The organism is Shewanella sp. MSW (assembly GCF_007636515.1).
GTDB classification, from domain to species: Bacteria; Pseudomonadota; Gammaproteobacteria; order Enterobacterales; family Shewanellaceae; genus Shewanella; species Shewanella indica.
Genome location: NZ_LVDR01000004.1, coordinates 295,426 through 311,965, shown reverse-complemented (window position 1 = coordinate 311,965; position 16,540 = coordinate 295,426). Strand labels below are relative to the sequence as shown.

The window sequence follows — 16,540 nt, the reverse complement described above, 5'->3', positions numbered from 1 at the left end:
AAGACTTATCAAAGAGTCGTTGGATTGGTAAGCGTATTAGCAATAAAGGAGTAATGGCGGTGGCGGCAGATATCAATGCATTGCTTGAGATTATGGCAAAGCTCAGGGATCCTGAGCTGGGTTGCCCCTGGGACAGGGCGCAGGATTTTGACTCCATAGTGCCCTACACCCTGGAAGAAGCCTATGAAGTGGCTGACGCCATAGAAAGCCGCGACTGGCAGGAGTTACCTTCTGAGCTTGGTGATCTGCTGTTTCAGGTGGTGTTCTATTGCCAGCTTGGCAAGGAAAAGGGCTGGTTTGATTTCGCCACTGTGCTCGAGCGGATATGTAACAAGCTTATCAATCGTCATCCCCATGTGTTTGCCGCCGATACCGACTTGAGTTTTGACTCGGCGCCGGATGCCAAGAACAACTGGGAGCGCATTAAAGCGGCAGAGCGCGCCGGGCGCGAGCTGCACTCAGTGCTGGATGATATTCCCAAGGCGCTGCCGGCGTTAGCGCGGGCGGGTAAGATCCAAAAGCGGGTCGCCCGGGTAGGGTTTGATTGGCCCGAGCTTGAGCCTGTGGTCGACAAGGTACAGGAAGAGATTGAAGAGGTGTTGCACGAAGCGCGTCAAACCACGCCGGATAAGGCCAGAGTTGAGGATGAAGTGGGCGACTTGCTGTTTGCTGCGGTGAATCTGGCGCGCCACTTGGGGGTGGATCCCGAGCAGGCCCTCAGAGGGGCCAATAACAAGTTTGAGCGGCGTTTTCGTGCTATTGAGCAAAAAGCCAATGCCAGCGGCAAGCCGTTTGCAGAACACGATCTGCAGGCTCTGGATGCTTATTGGGATCAGGTCAAGCGTGAAGAGCGCGGTGAAATCCAGTAGCAGGCTAAGCCTGGATTAAAAATGCGCGAATGAGATCAGCGCGTAAAAATTATCGTCATTCCTGTTTGGTAAATGGCAGGGGCTTTGATATACTGTCGCCCCGTCCTGGTGCTTTCATTCGAGCACCTATTTATCATTCTTTTTTCTCAGGTTCAGCATGACTACAAGGTATATCTTCGTTACTGGTGGCGTTGTTTCATCACTAGGTAAAGGCATTGCAGCGGCATCGCTCGCAGCAATTTTAGAGGCCAGAGGCCTGAATGTAACCATCATGAAGCTGGATCCTTACATCAACGTTGATCCGGGAACCATGAGCCCAACCCAACACGGGGAAGTGTTTGTCACTGAGGACGGCGCAGAGACAGATCTGGACTTGGGCCACTACGAGCGTTTCATCCGTACCAAGATGAACCGTCGCAACAACTTCACTACAGGTCGTATCTACGAGGAAGTGCTGCGCAAGGAGCGTCGTGGTGACTACCTGGGTGCCACCATTCAGGTGATCCCACACATCACCAACGCCATCAAGGAAAAAGTCCTCGAAGGCGGTGAAGGCCATGATGTCGCCATCGTTGAAATCGGTGGTACTGTGGGGGATATCGAATCTCTGCCTTTCCTCGAGTCTATCCGTCAGCTGGCTGTTGAACTGGGCCGCGAGCGCAGTTTGTTTATGCACCTGACTCTGGTGCCTTTTATCGGCCCGGCTCAGGAAGTGAAAACCAAGCCGACTCAGCACTCGGTAAAAGAGCTGCGTTCTATCGGTATTGCGCCGGATATCCTGGTTTGCCGTGGCGACCGCGCCATTCCGGCTACCGAGAGAGCCAAGATCTCCCTGTTCTGTAACGTTGAAGAGCGGGCGGTTATCTCCCTTAAAGACGTGGATTCCATCTACAAGATCCCGGCGCTGCTGCGCTCACAAGGTCTGGATGAGCTGGTCGTCAAGCGTTTTGGCCTGAGCTGCCCTGAAGCCGACCTGTCCGAATGGGAAAACGTGGTTTATCAGGAAGCCAATCCAAACAATGAAGTGACCATAGGTATGGTCGGCAAGTACATCGAACTGCCGGATGCCTATAAGTCTGTCAACGAAGCGCTGAAGCATGCCGGCCTTAAAAACCGGGTTTCAGTGAACATCAAGTATATCGACTCCCAGACGGTTGAAGTCAAAGGCGTTGAAGTGCTGGAAGGCCTGGACGGCATTCTGGTTCCCGGCGGCTTTGGTGAGCGTGGTGTTGAAGGTAAGATCCTTGCCGCTCAATATGCCCGTGAAAACCAACTGCCATACTTTGGTATCTGTCTGGGGATGCAGGTTGCCCTGATTGAATTCGCCCGTCATGTCGCCGGCATGGAAGGTGCCCACTCTACCGAGTTCAACAAGGAAACACCTTTCCCTGTTGTGGGCCTGATCACCGAATGGGTTGATGAAGAAGGTAATTTGGAGCAGCGTGATGAAGCTTCTGATCTGGGTGGTACCATGCGTCTTGGCGCTCAGCTGTGCCATCTGATTGAAGGCACCAAGGCCGCTGCCGCATACAAGAGCAACACCTGTATTGAGCGTCACCGTCATCGTTACGAAGTGAACAACGCTTTCCGTGAGCGTTTGGAAAAGGCTGGTCTGGTATTCAGCGGCTTGTCTTCCGATCGCAAGCTGGTGGAGATGATTGAGATCCCGGCACATCCTTGGTTTGTTGCCGGTCAGTTCCATCCGGAATTCACCTCAACACCTCGCGACGGTCACCCTCTGTTTGAAGGTTTTGTCGCCGCTGCCAGTACTTACCAAAAGCGTAATCTGGGTTAAACTAGAAGAGCCGGACTGCTATGGCAGCTCCGGCTTTTTCATCCCCGCTGCACCGGGAAGTGTGAAGTGAAAGTCCAATACCCATATGAGAGACGCTGAACGCTCAGATGGGTATGGTTTTTTTCTTTAACTTTAATCGAGGACATTATGGCTAAGATCATTAACGTCATAGGACGCGAAATCATGGATTCTCGCGGTAATCCCACTGTAGAAGCTGAAGTGCATTTGGAAGGTGGTTTCATTGGTATGGCAGCCGCTCCATCAGGCGCTTCTACCGGTAGCCGTGAAGCGCTGGAACTGCGTGATGGCGACAAGGCTCGCTATCTGGGTAAAGGCGTGCTCAAGGCTGTTGATAATGTCAACGGTCCTATCCGTGAAGCCCTGCTGGGTAAAGATGCCACGGCTCAAGCCGAGCTGGACGGCATTATGATCGCGCTGGACGGCACCGAAAACAAAGACAAGCTGGGCGCCAACGCCATTCTGGCTGTGTCTTTGGCTGCCGCCAAGGCCGCTGCTGCCTTCAAAGGTATGCCGCTTTACGCTCATATTGCCGAACTGAACGGGACTCCTGGTCAGTACAGCATGCCGGTTCCTATGATGAACATCTTGAACGGTGGTGAGCATGCCGACAACAACGTCGACATTCAGGAATTCATGGTACAGCCAGTCGGTGCCAAGAGTTTCCGTGAAGCCCTGCGTATGGGCGCTGAAATCTTCCACAACCTGAAGAAAGTGCTCCAGTCCAAGGGCCTGAACACTGCCGTGGGTGACGAAGGCGGTTTTGCGCCTAATCTGTCATCCAACGCCGACGCCCTGGCGGTTATCAAAGAAGCCGTTGAAGCCGCAGGCTACAAACTGGGTACTGATGTGACTCTGGCGCTGGACTGTGCCGCTTCCGAGTTCTACAAAGACGGTAAGTATGACCTGGCCGGTGAAGGCAAGGTATTCGATTCCAACGGTTTTTCTGACTTCCTCAAGTCGCTGACCGAGCAGTATCCTATCGTTTCTATCGAAGATGGCTTGGATGAGTCTGATTGGGATGGCTGGGCTTACCAGACCAAGATCCTCGGTGATAAGATCCAGCTGGTGGGTGATGACCTGTTCGTGACCAACACCAAGATCCTGTCTCGCGGTATCGAGCAGGGCGTTGCCAACTCGATTCTGATCAAGTTCAACCAGATAGGTTCTCTGACAGAGACTCTGGCCGCTATCCGTATGGCCAAGGAAGCCGGTTACACCGCCGTTATCTCTCACCGCTCAGGTGAAACTGAAGATGCGACCATTGCCGACTTGGCAGTAGGTACCGCAGCCGGCCAGATCAAGACAGGTTCTCTGTGCCGCTCTGATCGTGTTGCCAAGTACAACCAGCTGCTGCGCATTGAAGAGCAACTGGGTGCCAAGGCAGCCTACCGTGGCCTGAGTGAGATCAAAGGTCAGGCGTAATTTTCGCCTCCAGTTTCAAAAGGCCACCACTTGGTGGCCTTTTTTGTTGTACTATCAACACTAATCGTATTTTTAGGGCATGAGCTGAATTTATCACCATGAAACGACTGCTTTTTGTCATCGTCTTGCTGCTGGGGTTACTGCAATATCGTCTTTGGCTGGGAGAAAACAGTCTGCCGGAGTACTTTCATCTTGAGCAGCAGATAGCGGCTCAAAATGACAGCAATGCCAGGCTCGAAGAACGCAACCAGGTACTGAAAGAGGAGATCCGCGATCTGCGCAGCGGTACCGAAGCCCTGGAAGAGCGTGCCCGCAATGAGCTGGGGTTAATCAAGAAGGGTGAAACCTTTTACCGGGTTGTTGGTGGTGAACAGCGTTCTATGTCTTTGGCCAATCAATAACGGCCCAATTTCAACATAACGGATATCCATGAGTGAAGCTATTTCCTCCCGAGCCATAAAGGCCGGGCTCCCCAGTGATGAACAAGTGATTGCCATAGTACCGGCCGCTGGAATAGGCAGTCGCATGGGCGCTGACTGCCCTAAGCAATATCTGCCGCTTGCCGGCTCATGCATTTTGGAGCAAACCCTCAAGGTTTTGCTGAGCCACAGTGGTATTTCAAGGGTGATAGTGGCGCTGAACCCGGAAGATAGCTTCTTTGGCAAACTCTCTGTGGCCAGTCATCCCAAGTTGGAGACTGTCACTGGCGGTAAAGAGCGCGCGGATTCTGTGTTGGCGGCGCTTGAGAGTCTGGTTGCCGACAAGCCATTGCCTGCCACTACCTGGGCCTTGGTGCATGATGCCGCCAGACCCTGCTTGACCCATGGCGATATTGATAAGTTGCTTGCTTCACGAAAACAATATCCGCAAGGGGCGATACTGGCAGCGCCGGTGCGCGATACCATGAAACGCAGCGGCATCGATGGTTGCATCAGTGAAACGGTTGCCAGAGAAGCGCTCTGGCATGCGCTAACGCCGCAGCTGTTTCCACTGCTTACTTTGACCGAGGCGCTGAAAGCTGCGTTGGCCGCCGGTGTGCTGGTGACAGACGAAGCCTCGGCAATGGAGTGGCGCGGGGTACACCCGGCGCTTATCAGCGGCCGTAGCGACAATATCAAGGTAACCCATCCGGACGATTTGCCGCTGGCAGCGCTTTATCTGGCGCATCAGCGGGGTAACTGAATACAGGAACAAGCAATGAATATACGTATTGGACACGGTTTTGATGTACATAAATTCGGTGGTGAGCCGCCCTTGGTTCTGGGTGGGGTGGAAGTACCGCATCACACAGGCTTGTTGGCGCACTCCGATGGTGATGTGGTATTGCACGCGATTTCAGATGCGATACTCGGCGCCATGGCACTTGGTGACATAGGTAAACACTTTCCCGATACAGATGCCGAATTCAAGGGAGCCGACAGCCGGGTGCTGCTGCGTCATTGTTACCGCCTGGCGCTGGACAAGGGCTTTCGTCTCGGCAACCTGGATGTGACCATTATTGCCCAGGCGCCCAAGATGGCGCCGCATATTGAAGCCATTCGACAGATGTTGGCCGAAGATCTGCACACAGATCTTGACTCCATCAACGTCAAGGCGACCACGACAGAAAAACTCGGCTTTACCGGCCGCAGTGAAGGCATTGCGGTAGAAGCCGTGGTGCTGATGTTCGGTATGTAATACCGACTCATTTACAGGAAAAGATTTCAAATAAGATGAATTCATTACACTTTCTCTATGGCAAGCCGCTCTCCAAAGGCGATATGCGCACCAGCAACAGCGATTTTCAGGTGCAGGAAATACTGCCTTTTCTGCCCTCGGGCGAGGGTGAGCACCATCTGCTGCATATTCGTAAAGATGGCCTGAATACGGTTCAGGTGGCCGAGATGCTGGCCAAATTGGCCAAGGTGCACCCCAAAGAGGTGACCTTTGCCGGTCAGAAGGATAAGAATGCCATCACAGAGCAGTGGTTCGGCGTACGAATTCCGGGCAAGGAAACGCCGGATTGGCTGAGCCTCAATAGCGAGTCCATCACGGTATTGAGTGCGGCGCGTCATAACAAGAAGCTGCGTATTGGTGCGCTTTCCGGTAACCGTTTCAAGCTGGTTCTGCGCCAGATAACCCAGCCGGCAGATGTATTGCAGCGGCTGGAATCGATTGCCGAGAGCGGCGTACCCAACTATTTCGGTGAACAGCGCTTTGGTCACAACGGCCGTAACATAGAAATGGCGCGGCAGATGTTACAGGGGCGCAAGGTGAAAGACAGAAACAAGCGCTCCATCTACCTGTCGGCGCTGCGCTCATTATTGTTCAATCAACTGGTCTCTCAGCGCCTGGCGACCCATGGGCTTGAGTGTCTGGACGGTGATTGTGTCATGCTGGCCGGCAGTCGCAGCTTCTTTGTTGCCGAGCGCTGGGATGAGGTGTTGCAACAAAGGCTGGCAGAGAAAGATATTTTGTTGTCGGCGCCCATGTGGGGTAGGGGCCAGCCACTCAGCAGTGCCGATGCCTTGGCCTTTGAGACTCAGGTGTTGGCCGAATACAGCGCCGATTGTGAAGGTTTGGAAAAAGCCGGGCTCGAGCAGGAAAGGCGACCATTGTTGCTGCGTCCCGAGGGGATGAAGTACCAATTTATCGAGCCGGACACTTTGGAGCTGGAGTTCAGCCTTCCCGCGGGCAGCTTTGCAACCTCAGTGCTGCGGGAACTGCTCGACTATGATGATGTGACCGAACGTCTGTGGCGTGAGCGCCAGGCGGCTCAGGAAGGAAATCCCGCATGAAAATCTTGGTCAGCAACGATGATGGGGTAACGGCACCTGGGATCCGCGCTCTATCAGAAGCCTTGTCAGCCGTTGCCGAAGTGCTGACTGTGGCACCGGATCGCAACTGCTCCGGCGCCAGTAACTCTTTAACCTTGACGAACCCCTTAAGGATTAATAAGTTAGAGAATGGCTACGTCTCGGTAAACGGTACGCCGACCGATTGCGTTCATCTGGCGATTCGTGAACTCTATGAAGGCGAACCCGACATGGTGGTCTCGGGGATCAATGCCGGTGCCAATATGGGAGACGATACCCTTTATTCAGGCACAGTGGCGGCAGCGATGGAAGGGCGTTTTCTGGGGTTACCGGCGGTGGCCGTATCCTTGGTGGGGCGTGAGTTTACGCATTATGACACTGCGGCGGCCTATGCGGTGAAGATCATTATGGGGCTTAAGAAGCATCCCATTGCCTCGGATCAGATCCTCAATATCAATGTGCCGGATCTGCCTCTCGATGAAATCAAGGGGATACGGGTTACTCGGCTCGGCGCCCGCCATAAGGCGGAGGGGATGGTCAGAGCCAGAGATCCTCATGGCCGCGAGGTATTTTGGTTGGGGCCCCCCGGGATTGAACTGGATGTGGGTGAAGACACCGACTTTTATGCTGTGTCTCAGGGATATGTGTCCATCACCCCATTAACTGTAGATTTAACCGCCTATCGGCAGCTTTCTCAATTGCAACACTGGATAGAAAAACTATGACCCGGGTAGCCTCCACATCGGCATTGAATTTAACCAAAAAACTGCAGGAAGCGGGGATCCGTCACCCGGGTCTGTTGCAGGTGGTGGCCAAAACCCCCAGAGAGTTGTTTCTTGATGGCGCATTGGCGCATAAGGCTTATGAAAATACTGCTCTCCCTATAGGCTCGGGTCAGACTATATCCCAGCCTTATATTGTGGCGAGAATGACCGAGTTACTACTGGAGCATAATCCTGCCAAGGTGCTGGAAATTGGTACCGGCTCCGGGTATCAGGCGGCGGTATTGGCGCAGTTGGTGCCTGAACTTTTTACGGTCGAGCGGATCAAAAGTCTGCAAATCCAAGCTCGTCAACGTCTCAAGCGGCTGGATCTGCATAATGTCCATTTCAAATATGGTGATGGCTGGCAAGGCTGGCCCAACAGGGCGCCCTTCGATGCCATCATGGTGACCGCGGCGGCATCTGATATCCCTGCCGCCCTGCTGGAACAGTTGGCTGAGGGGGGCGTATTGGTGATCCCTGTCGGTGATGAGAGCCAGCAGTTGTTGAAGATCCGCCGGGAGAAGGGACAGTTTACTTCTCAGGTTATCGAGGCGGTGAAATTTGTGCCTTTAATCAGTGGCGGCTTAGCCTGATAGTTATTACAGCGTGCAGGAGTATTCTTGAATCCATTGCATTTCAGCCGGTTATTGCAACGAAAGACATCATTATTTTGGCGTCTTGGCTCAGTGCTGTTGGTTACTCTGGTTTCTGGATGTAGTTTTCAGGCTCACAGACCCGCTCCGGTCGAATCTATTTATGGTGTAAAACGGCCGGCAATCGAAAGAGGCTCAATCCAATCTGATACTTACAAGGTGAGAAAAGGCGATACCCTCTATTCCATCGCCTGGGGAGCCGGTAAAGACTATGCGCAAATAGCCAAGTTAAATCAGCTAGATAAGTCTTATACCATCTACCCTGGACAGGTACTCATCCTGGGAGGTAAAAAAAATGTTAAAAACGGTTCGTGGCTGAACTCGAGTAAAAACTCCAAACCTCAACCTCAAAAATCAAAAGATAAGGTCTATAAAAAACAAACGGTTAAACAGAAGCAGGCCGTTGCTCAAGCCAAGCAAAATAAGCCGAAAAAAACACTTGATCCCAAATCAAAGTCTGCTTACCCTGTATCCAATGGTAAACAAAATGTTAACCATGTTGTCCATAAGCCGAGTTCGACTCTGCCGGACAAAGTCAGTCGCTGGATATGGCCGGTCAATGGCCGGGTGATTGGCGCATTCTCTGCCAAAGAGCAGGGAAATAAAGGAATCAAGATAGCCGGTAACCGAGGCGATATTATTAAAGCCACTGCCGATGGTCGGGTGGTCTATGCGGGTAATGCTTTGCGGGGTTATGGAAACCTCGTCATTATCAAACATAGTGATGACTATCTCAGTGCTTACGCCCACGCCGATAAGATCTTGGTCAAGGAAAAGCAGCATGTGTCTGCCGGGCAGACGGTTGCGAAGATGGGAAGCACAGGCACCAACCAGGTCATGCTGCACTTTGAGATCCGCTACCATGGTCAGTCTGTCAATCCACTCAATTATTTACCCAAACGCTGATTGTTTGGGAGCCAAAATTGGCATATGGAGGATAAAAAACGATGTAAATTAGTTTGTTAAGGTTTGGGAGAGAATATTATGAGCCGCAAAAATGCTAGCGCACCCGTGGAAGAGCTTGTAGATTTATCCGTAAACGACACGGAAGTGGCGTCAAAGAAGGAAGAAGCTCTGGCCGAAATGGTTCAGGATGACCTGCAAAAAAACTTAGACGCGACCCAACTTTATCTGAGTGAAATCGGATTTTCCCCTTTGCTGAGTGCAGAAGAAGAGGTTTTTTTCTCGCGCAAGGCCCTCAAAGGTTGTGAAAAATCACGCAACCGCATGATCGAAAGTAATTTACGCCTCGTGGTCAAAATAGCCCGTCGTTACAACAACCGTGGCTTGGCACTCTTGGATCTGATTGAAGAAGGCAATCTTGGTCTGATCCGTGCCGTAGAAAAGTTCGACCCCGAGCGCGGTTTCCGTTTCTCCACTTATGCCACTTGGTGGATCCGCCAGACCATAGAGCGAGCCATAATGAATCAGACCCGTACTATACGCCTGCCTATTCATGTGGTTAAAGAGCTCAATGTGTATCTGCGTACTGCCCGGGAGTTGGCCCATAAGCTGGATCACGAACCCACAGCCGAAGAGATAGCCGAAAAGCTGGAACTACCAAGCAGCGATGTCAGCAAGATGCTGAAGCTGAATGAGAGGATCACCTCGGTCGACACCCCGATAGGCGGTGACAACGACAAGGCCCTACTCGATGTGTTGGCAGACGATGATGATATGACACCGGATGCCCAGGTGCAGGAAGAAGACATTTCCAACTCTGTGGTTAAGTGGCTTAATGAGCTCAATACCAAGCAAAGAGAAGTGCTTGCCAGACGCTTTGGCCTACTGGGATATGAACCTTCCACTTTGGAGGATGTAGGCTCGGAAATTGGCCTGACCCGAGAAAGAGTGCGGCAAATTCAGGTGGAGGCATTGAAACGCCTGCGCGACATACTCTCCTCTCAGGGATTGTCGGTAGAGGCCTTGTTCAAGGCCTAGATAAGTTTGCAATAATGCCCAAAGAATGCAATCCCGAACATATCTATCTGGCGACTTTAAGGGGTTCATGCAAAAGATAAAAATCCGATGTAAATATGTCATCGGATTTTTGTTACTCGGCTTCATTGTTCCCCAGCATCATCAAGCCTCTTGGTAAATAAAACTCGTTAGCATGGCGTCGCCAGCCTCAGGTTCGTACTCTAAGGTGATGAGCTGCTTTCGTTTTCGGGCCGGTTTCAGGTATTAACCTGGTGGCGCTTCATTGAACTCCTGTGGTTGTTTATCGCCAAAAATCGCCGGTAATCACACTATTTGACTTGATTTCAGACCGGCAAGTTGGACCGGACATGCGATCACTTTAAGCATCGGCAGAATATGTGTCAGCGCCTTGGTCTGTGTCATATGTTCCGAGCCTGGTTTAACTTGATTATTATCTTTTGGGAGATGTGGGATTTATTTCCAGGTAAGATATTGTTTGGTATATGTTTTTGTTATGGATTTACACGCATTAGGATTGTTGTCGATAGCGGCTAATGGAGAGGTTTTAAAGATATTTTTATCAGGGTTTCAAGTGTTTAATCCGGAAAATTATGACAAAATGGTGGCGTTAATAGGGCTTCAACGAGTCTTTTTCATAATTTTGTAATAAAACTGTCCAATAATGGCCACGTGGAAATTCACTGACAGAAACCGTTATGACTGCAAGGATTTTAATAGTAGAAGATGAGTTGGCTATCCGTGAGATGCTGACTTTTGTTATGGAACAACACGGGTACACCACCAGTGCCGCCGAGGACTTTGACTCTGCCCTGGCACTGCTCAAGGAACCTTATCCGGATCTTATTCTGCTGGACTGGATGTTTCCGGGCGGCAGCGGTATTCAGTTTGCCAAGCGATTGAAGCAAGATGAGTTTACCCGTCAGATCCCCATTATCATGCTCACCGCCCGCGGTGAGGAAGAGGACAAGGTCAAAGGCCTGGAAGTGGGCGCCGATGACTATATTACCAAGCCGTTTTCCCCTAAGGAGTTGGTGGCCCGCATCAAGGCGGTTCTCAGACGCGCCGCGCCAACCCGCCTGGAAGAAACCATAGATGTGCAGGGCCTGACTCTGGATCCTGTCAGCCATAGGGTCACTGTGGGGGATTCAGTGCTGGAGATGGGGCCGACTGAGTTTCGTTTGCTGCACTTTTTTATGACTCACCCGGAACGGGTCTACAGCCGTGAGCAGCTGCTGGACAATGTTTGGGGTACCAATGTCTATGTCGAAGACAGAACCGTGGATGTGCATATTCGTCGCTTAAGGAAAGCCGTGGAGCTGTCCGGGCACGATAAACTGATCCAAACGGTTCGCGGCGCAGGTTACCGCTTCTCTACCCGTATCTAGCGGGGTAACAATGGGCACGGGTCGGTTTTTGCGTTATCTTGTGCAACCATCGGCCTTTTGCCTGGGCATTTTCTATGTTTGATTCCTATTCGGGTTATCGGCTGTTTTCCCGTCTGATGCTGTACCTGGCGGCTTGTCTGCTGCTTGGGTTGCTGCTTGGTCAGTTGCTCCTGGTGTTGTGTCTGGGAGCTTTTCTATTATTGGGTTGGCACTATCGCCAGCTTATTCGGCTCAATTACTGGTTGTGGCGCGATCGCCGCTTAACGCCGCCTCAGGGCAGCGGCAGCTGGGAAGGGGTGTTCAATGGCATCTATCGCCTGCAGGGTAAAAACCGCAAGCGGGTGAGTCAGTTGGCAGGGTTGCTGGGACGGTTTCGTCAGGGGGCCGAAGCGCTTCCTGATGCGGCAGTGGTACTCGATTCAGAGCACAATATTCTCTGGTGTAATAAGCTGGCGCAGCTGCTGCTTGGCTTTGTCTGGCCGCAGGATAATGGTCAGCGAATAGATAACCTTATCCGGCATCCCGACTTTTCGGCCTATTTGAAAAAGGGTCATTACAAGGAGCCGCTGGAGCTGCCGTCCCCGGTTTCGGATAGACGTTTGCTGGAAGTGCGTTTGATGGCCTATGGCGACAGGCAGCTGTTGCTGATTGCCCGGGATATTACCCGGGTTAGGCAACTCGAGGGAATGCGCAAGGAGTTTGTTGCCAATGTCTCCCATGAGCTGAAGACGCCGCTCACTGTGCTGCAGGGGTATCTTGAGATGATGCAGAGCATGGCCGAACCTGATTCCCCCAATGTCAAGGCGCTGGAGCTGATGCAGCAGCAGACCGGCAGAATGCAATCCATGGTAGAGCAGTTGTTGGCATTGTCGCGGATAGAAGATGCCGCCGATATCAATCTGGAACACACTGTGGATATGAAGCAGTTGATGACCACCTTAAAGGAGGAGGGCGAAGCGCTCTCCCGTGGCCGCTACCAACTGAGCTTCCATGCCGAACCCGGGCTCAATACCCATGGCAACGAGTTGCAACTGCGCAGTGCCTGCTCCAACTTGTTGTCCAATGCCATACGTTACACTGAACCGGGCGGCAGTATTGAGGTGCGCTGGCAACGGGTGGCAACCGGCGCCATGTTCAGCGTCAAAGACAGTGGTGAAGGAATTGCACCGCAGCATATCAGTCGACTGACTGAACGTTTCTATCGGGTCGACAGTGCCCGCTCGCGGCAAACCGGTGGCAGTGGTTTGGGGTTGGCGATAGTGAAACACGCCCTTAGTCATCACCACAGTGAACTCAAGGTGACCAGCGAGTTGGGTAAGGGCAGTACTTTCAGCTTTGTGATCCCGCAGCATCTGCTGGAGCAGCAAGATTCTTGAAGCGCTGGAATAGACTAATGTTATTAAGGAGCCGTAGGCTCCTTTTTTACTATCTGGTGCGAAGGGGATTTATTTTGCTGCTTGTGTCACCAGCAGCAAGCTTCAGATTATGTTTATACAAACTCTTCGCTACAGAAAGTGAGCTGCTTAAACAATACTTTTACTCGAAGGCCCTTAATGTTGAAACTATTGAAAACTGTGCTATCCGCTAATTTCAATCCCTCATTTGCTGCGAATTTATCTTGGCCTGTCATGCAACTGTCATTTTAAAGTCATAGACTTGTCATTGTGGCAATTGATACTGGCTGCGTTTTAGAAACCAATTTCGGTAAACACTGGAGCAAATAATGAAATTGAAACAGCTTGTCGGTGCGGTGACTCTTACAGCCGCTGGTGTATTCTCAGCAGCATCTATGGCTGCTATCGATCAGTCACTGCCAACCTACGAGAAAACAAGTGGCGTATCCGGTAACTTGTCTTCTGTCGGTTCTGACACTCTGGCCAACATGATGACTCTGTGGGCAGAAGAATTCAAACAGATGTACCCTAACGTCAACATCCAGATCCAGGCTGCCGGTTCTTCAACTGCGCCTCCAGCCCTGACCGAAGGGACTTCTCAGTTCGGCCCTATGAGCCGCAAGATGAAGCCAAACGAAGAGGAAGCGTTTGAAAAGCACTATGGTTATAAGCCTACTGCGATTCGTGTAGCCATTGATGCTCTGGCAGTCTTTGTGCACAAGGACAACCCCATCAAGGGGCTGAGCATAGAGCAGGTTGATGCCATCTTCTCCTCTACCCACAAGTGTGGTGGCAGCGATATCACTCGTTGGGGTGATGCCGGTTTGGACGGAAGCTGGTCTGCCAAAGACATTCAGCTGTACGGCCGTAACTCAGTATCCGGTACTTACGGTTACTTCAAGAAGAAAGCGCTGTGTAAGGGCGACTTCAAAGCCAACGTGAACGAGCAGCCAGGCAGCGCCTCGGTGGTTCAGTCTGTATCTCAGTCGCTGAACGCTATCGGTTACTCAGGCATAGGCTACAAGACTGCCGGTGTGAAAGCTGTGGCTCTGTCGAAGAAGGGCGACGACTATATCGCGGCAACGCCTGAGAATGCTGCCAGCGGTACTTACCCACTGTCACGCTACCTCTACGTTTACATCAACAAGCACCCAAACAAAGAGCTGTCACCCATGCAGCGCGAGTTTGTCCGCTATGTCCTGTCCAAGCAGGGTCAGCAGGTTGTTGAGAAAGACGGTTATGTTGCACTGCCAAGAAGTGTGATTGCCAAAGACCTGGAGAAGGCTGGTATCCGTCTGTAAGACTTACCCCTTCGAAGAAAAGCCCGCGATGCGGGCTTTTTTGCGTCTGGGTATCAGTCCATGGAAAACAGCGCAGGGGCGCGCTGCTGCATGAACTCGATAAAGAGTTTTACCTTGAGAGGTTGCTGGCTGCGTTGATGATAGAGCAGGGAAATACGCCGTTTTTCTCCTTTCCACTCCGGCAGTAATACCTGTAGCCGGCCATCTTTCAACTCCTGTTTGCAAAATAGCTCTGGGCCGTAAAGAATGCCGCCGTCATTTAAGGTCGCGCGGATGGCACCGTGGAGATCCGTCAGGGTTAGGTTGGCTGGGCCATCATAATAGAAGGCATCGCCATCGGGATGGCGCAGCGACCAGTTGAACAGAGGCCAGACCTTGATAACCTTGTGCTGACTGAGCTGTTGCGGATGGTTAAATACCGGCGCTTTTCGAAGATACCCAGGGGAAGCCACCAGGCGATAATCCAATACTCCGAGAGAGCAGGAAACCCAGGAGGAGTCAGGCTGGGTGCCGCCGACTATGGCAACATCTATGCCTTTATCGATGAGATCCACCACCTCGTTACTTTGAGCGATATGCAGCTTGATATCCGGGTAGCACTCGCAAAATTCGTTCAGTGTCTCGATGAATATCATAGAGATAATCGAGATGGGAGCGGCAATTCTCAGGGTGCCTTCGGGCTTGTCGGCGCAGGTGCCGCTGGCCAGGGCATCAAACTGGGCTATCAGTTGCTGATAGCGTTGGAACAACTCCAGTCCCTCTTCGGTCAACCTCAGTTTGCGGGTGGTTCGCATCAGTAGTTGTTTATCCAGCACAGATTCCAGCTTGGCTAGTTTGCGGCTGACGGTGGCCACCGGCATATTCAGTACTTTGGCGGCCTGGGAGAAACTGCCGGCATTGACCAGATGTACAAACAAGTAGAGCAGTTGCAGTTCGGGAGCCTGATTGTCACTCATTGCTGTTCCTCAATGTGCCAAGGATATGTTTAAAACGCTTGTCTGCCGATGTCTACGACCATAGCGCAATGGCTGGCAGATAACGGCTGTGGTAACTTGTCGGCAATCTCTGCCGAACTTACTTAGCTGTACTGATAAGGGCAGGCAAGATACAGAATTCCCCGCCATTTTCGCAGATCCTCGGCGGGAGTACGACAGCCAAAGTCAGCAAAATGGAAGAAGTATGACTGGAATCATTACTCCGCTGATCTCTGTGTTTGGCATTATGCTCGCAGGTTCACTGGTACAGAAAAGCAAAATCCTGCCGGATGGTACGGACGCCGCCCTCAACCAATATGTTTATTACATAGCTTTTCCGGCCATTATGATGATAGTGCTGGCAAGAACTTCTTTCGAGGAGATCTTCCAGTGGCATTTCATCGTCGGTTTCAGTGTGGCAATGATGCTGACCTATCTGCTGGTACTGCTGATTTCCGGTTGTTTCAGGGCCGGTCAGGGGGTTGGGGCAATTCGCGCCTTGAATGCCACCTTTGGCAATACCGCCTTTATCGGCATCCCCATGATGATGATAGTCTACCCGGGAAACCAGTTGGCGCTGGCTGCGGCGGCCATTGCCAGCCTGTTGTCTGTGGTGATGTTTGCCATCGCACTGGTGTCGCTGGAGCTTGCCAGAGATACAGAAAACAAGGCGCATCCCTTGCTGATTATTGTTGAAGCGCTGGCGAAAAACCCGATTGTTATCGGTAGCGCCCTGGGCGTTGCTGTCTCGGCTTCCGGTATGGCTCTGCCGGATGGGATAGCGATGATGATAAGTCAGATAGGCGCTACCTCCAGTCCCTGCGCCCTGTTTGCCATAGGTATGGTGTTGGCCAAGGCGACCCGGGTTCGCGGCGCCACCCGCTTACCTGGGCCTTGGCAGTTGGCCGAGCTTTTTGGTATCAACGCTTGCAAGCTACTACTGCAACCTCTGCTGGCTTATCTATTATTGAAAGCCATGGGGATCAGCGGCACCAATCTGCAGATGGGGGTTATTCTTGCGGCCCTGCCTACTGCAGCGAGTGTATACTTACTGGCGCAGCGTTATGACACCAAGGCTGGGGTCAGTGCCCAGGGTATATTACTGGGCACGCTAATCACCTTTATCAGTTTGCCTTTGATAGCGGCATGGGCTGTTTAGGCTGGGTAGAACACAGGGAATAATTAATCGACAGATATTTACTGTATAAAAAATCAGTATATACTGT

16 protein-coding genes are annotated in these 16,540 nt (G+C 51.9%); 15 read left to right on the top strand and 1 reads right to left on the bottom strand.

Annotated elements, in window-relative coordinates; all coding sequences use genetic code 11:
- Positions 1 to 53 precede the first annotated feature (53 nt).
- From mazG to AYI96_RS06230, 14 genes are all read left to right on the top strand, one after another.
- Positions 54 to 869, top strand: coding sequence for a nucleoside triphosphate pyrophosphohydrolase (mazG, locus tag AYI96_RS06295; RefSeq protein WP_144361218.1), 816 nt, complete (start codon positions 54 to 56; stop codon positions 867 to 869).
- Positions 870 to 1,026: 157 nt separating this feature from the next.
- On the top strand, positions 1,027 to 2,664 hold the full coding sequence (locus AYI96_RS06290) for a CTP synthase (RefSeq protein ID WP_039033727.1): 1,638 nt from the start codon (positions 1,027 to 1,029) through the stop codon (positions 2,662 to 2,664).
- A gap of 147 nt (positions 2,665 to 2,811) precedes the next feature.
- Entirely contained in the window at positions 2,812 to 4,107 is a 1,296-nt protein-coding gene (eno, locus tag AYI96_RS06285) for a phosphopyruvate hydratase (RefSeq protein ID WP_039033728.1), read from the top strand.
- Positions 4,108 to 4,205: 98 nt separating this feature from the next.
- The gene (ftsB, locus tag AYI96_RS06280; protein ID WP_039033729.1) at positions 4,206 to 4,508 is read left to right on the top strand and encodes a cell division protein FtsB; all 303 of its coding nucleotides are present in this window, start codon (positions 4,206 to 4,208) and stop codon (positions 4,506 to 4,508) included.
- A 28-nt stretch (positions 4,509 to 4,536) separates the two neighbouring features.
- On the top strand, positions 4,537 to 5,289 hold the full coding sequence (ispD, locus tag AYI96_RS06275; protein WP_144361217.1) for a 2-C-methyl-D-erythritol 4-phosphate cytidylyltransferase: 753 nt from the start codon (positions 4,537 to 4,539) through the stop codon (positions 5,287 to 5,289).
- Positions 5,290 to 5,304: 15 nt separating this feature from the next.
- Positions 5,305 to 5,784: a 2-C-methyl-D-erythritol 2,4-cyclodiphosphate synthase gene (gene ispF, locus AYI96_RS06270; RefSeq protein WP_028781518.1), complete on the top strand. Its 480-nt coding sequence runs from the start codon at positions 5,305 to 5,307 to the stop codon at positions 5,782 to 5,784.
- 35 nt (positions 5,785 to 5,819) lie between these two features.
- The gene (truD, locus tag AYI96_RS06265) at positions 5,820 to 6,884 is read left to right on the top strand and encodes a tRNA pseudouridine(13) synthase TruD (RefSeq protein ID WP_039033731.1); all 1,065 of its coding nucleotides are present in this window, start codon (positions 5,820 to 5,822) and stop codon (positions 6,882 to 6,884) included.
- Positions 6,881 to 7,627, top strand: coding sequence for a 5'/3'-nucleotidase SurE (surE, locus tag AYI96_RS06260; protein WP_101096167.1), 747 nt, complete (start codon positions 6,881 to 6,883; stop codon positions 7,625 to 7,627). The genes truD and surE overlap by 4 nt, the downstream gene beginning before the upstream one ends.
- Positions 7,624 to 8,259: a protein-L-isoaspartate(D-aspartate) O-methyltransferase gene (locus tag AYI96_RS06255; protein ID WP_039033733.1), complete on the top strand. Its 636-nt coding sequence runs from the start codon at positions 7,624 to 7,626 to the stop codon at positions 8,257 to 8,259. Before surE ends, AYI96_RS06255 begins: the two co-directional genes overlap by 4 nt.
- Before the next feature lie 93 nt (positions 8,260 to 8,352).
- Positions 8,353 to 9,225: a peptidoglycan DD-metalloendopeptidase family protein gene (locus AYI96_RS06250; RefSeq protein ID WP_186300029.1), complete on the top strand. Its 873-nt coding sequence runs from the start codon at positions 8,353 to 8,355 to the stop codon at positions 9,223 to 9,225.
- A 78-nt stretch (positions 9,226 to 9,303) separates the two neighbouring features.
- The gene (gene rpoS / locus AYI96_RS06245) at positions 9,304 to 10,260 is read left to right on the top strand and encodes an RNA polymerase sigma factor RpoS (RefSeq protein ID WP_039033734.1); all 957 of its coding nucleotides are present in this window, start codon (positions 9,304 to 9,306) and stop codon (positions 10,258 to 10,260) included.
- A 695-nt stretch (positions 10,261 to 10,955) separates the two neighbouring features.
- Positions 10,956 to 11,645, top strand: coding sequence for a phosphate regulon transcriptional regulator PhoB (gene phoB / locus AYI96_RS06240; RefSeq protein ID WP_025011640.1), 690 nt, complete (start codon positions 10,956 to 10,958; stop codon positions 11,643 to 11,645).
- A gap of 74 nt (positions 11,646 to 11,719) precedes the next feature.
- The gene (gene phoR / locus AYI96_RS06235) at positions 11,720 to 13,021 is read left to right on the top strand and encodes a phosphate regulon sensor histidine kinase PhoR (RefSeq protein WP_039033735.1); all 1,302 of its coding nucleotides are present in this window, start codon (positions 11,720 to 11,722) and stop codon (positions 13,019 to 13,021) included.
- Positions 13,022 to 13,368: 347 nt separating this feature from the next.
- Positions 13,369 to 14,340: a PstS family phosphate ABC transporter substrate-binding protein gene (locus AYI96_RS06230; protein WP_025889126.1), complete on the top strand. Its 972-nt coding sequence runs from the start codon at positions 13,369 to 13,371 to the stop codon at positions 14,338 to 14,340.
- A gap of 53 nt (positions 14,341 to 14,393) precedes the next feature.
- Here AYI96_RS06230 and AYI96_RS06225 read toward each other — a convergent pair whose 3' ends face one another.
- The gene (locus tag AYI96_RS06225) at positions 14,394 to 15,296 is read right to left on the bottom strand and encodes a LysR family transcriptional regulator (RefSeq protein ID WP_039033736.1); all 903 of its coding nucleotides are present in this window, start codon (positions 15,294 to 15,296) and stop codon (positions 14,394 to 14,396) included.
- A 223-nt stretch (positions 15,297 to 15,519) separates the two neighbouring features.
- On the opposite strand from AYI96_RS06225, the gene AYI96_RS06220 reads away from it, so the two are divergent.
- Positions 15,520 to 16,473: an AEC family transporter gene (locus AYI96_RS06220; RefSeq protein ID WP_039033737.1), complete on the top strand. Its 954-nt coding sequence runs from the start codon at positions 15,520 to 15,522 to the stop codon at positions 16,471 to 16,473.
- The last annotated feature ends 67 nt before the right edge of the window (positions 16,474 to 16,540 follow it).

Excerpts from the sequence above, each read along its gene's own strand:
- mazG (WP_144361218.1), top strand. The coding sequence starts at position 54 with ATGGCGGTGGCGGCAGATATCAATGCATTGCTTGAGATTATGGCAAAG.
- AYI96_RS06290 (WP_039033727.1), top strand. The coding sequence starts at position 1,027 with ATGACTACAAGGTATATCTTCGTTACTGGTGGCGTTGTTTCATCACTA.
- eno (WP_039033728.1), top strand. The coding sequence starts at position 2,812 with ATGGCTAAGATCATTAACGTCATAGGACGCGAAATCATGGATTCTCGC.
- ftsB (WP_039033729.1), top strand. The coding sequence starts at position 4,206 with ATGAAACGACTGCTTTTTGTCATCGTCTTGCTGCTGGGGTTACTGCAA.
- ispD (WP_144361217.1), top strand. The coding sequence starts at position 4,537 with ATGAGTGAAGCTATTTCCTCCCGAGCCATAAAGGCCGGGCTCCCCAGT.
- ispF (WP_028781518.1), top strand. The coding sequence starts at position 5,305 with ATGAATATACGTATTGGACACGGTTTTGATGTACATAAATTCGGTGGT.
- truD (WP_039033731.1), top strand. The coding sequence starts at position 5,820 with ATGAATTCATTACACTTTCTCTATGGCAAGCCGCTCTCCAAAGGCGAT.
- surE (WP_101096167.1), top strand. The coding sequence starts at position 6,881 with ATGAAAATCTTGGTCAGCAACGATGATGGGGTAACGGCACCTGGGATC.
- AYI96_RS06255 (WP_039033733.1), top strand. The coding sequence starts at position 7,624 with ATGACCCGGGTAGCCTCCACATCGGCATTGAATTTAACCAAAAAACTG.
- rpoS (WP_039033734.1), top strand. The coding sequence starts at position 9,304 with ATGAGCCGCAAAAATGCTAGCGCACCCGTGGAAGAGCTTGTAGATTTA.
- phoB (WP_025011640.1), top strand. The coding sequence starts at position 10,956 with ATGACTGCAAGGATTTTAATAGTAGAAGATGAGTTGGCTATCCGTGAG.
- phoR (WP_039033735.1), top strand. The coding sequence starts at position 11,720 with ATGTTTGATTCCTATTCGGGTTATCGGCTGTTTTCCCGTCTGATGCTG.
- AYI96_RS06230 (WP_025889126.1), top strand. The coding sequence starts at position 13,369 with ATGAAATTGAAACAGCTTGTCGGTGCGGTGACTCTTACAGCCGCTGGT.
- AYI96_RS06225 (WP_039033736.1), bottom strand. The coding sequence starts at position 15,296 with ATGAGTGACAATCAGGCTCCCGAACTGCAACTGCTCTACTTGTTTGTA.
- AYI96_RS06220 (WP_039033737.1), top strand. The coding sequence starts at position 15,520 with ATGACTGGAATCATTACTCCGCTGATCTCTGTGTTTGGCATTATGCTC.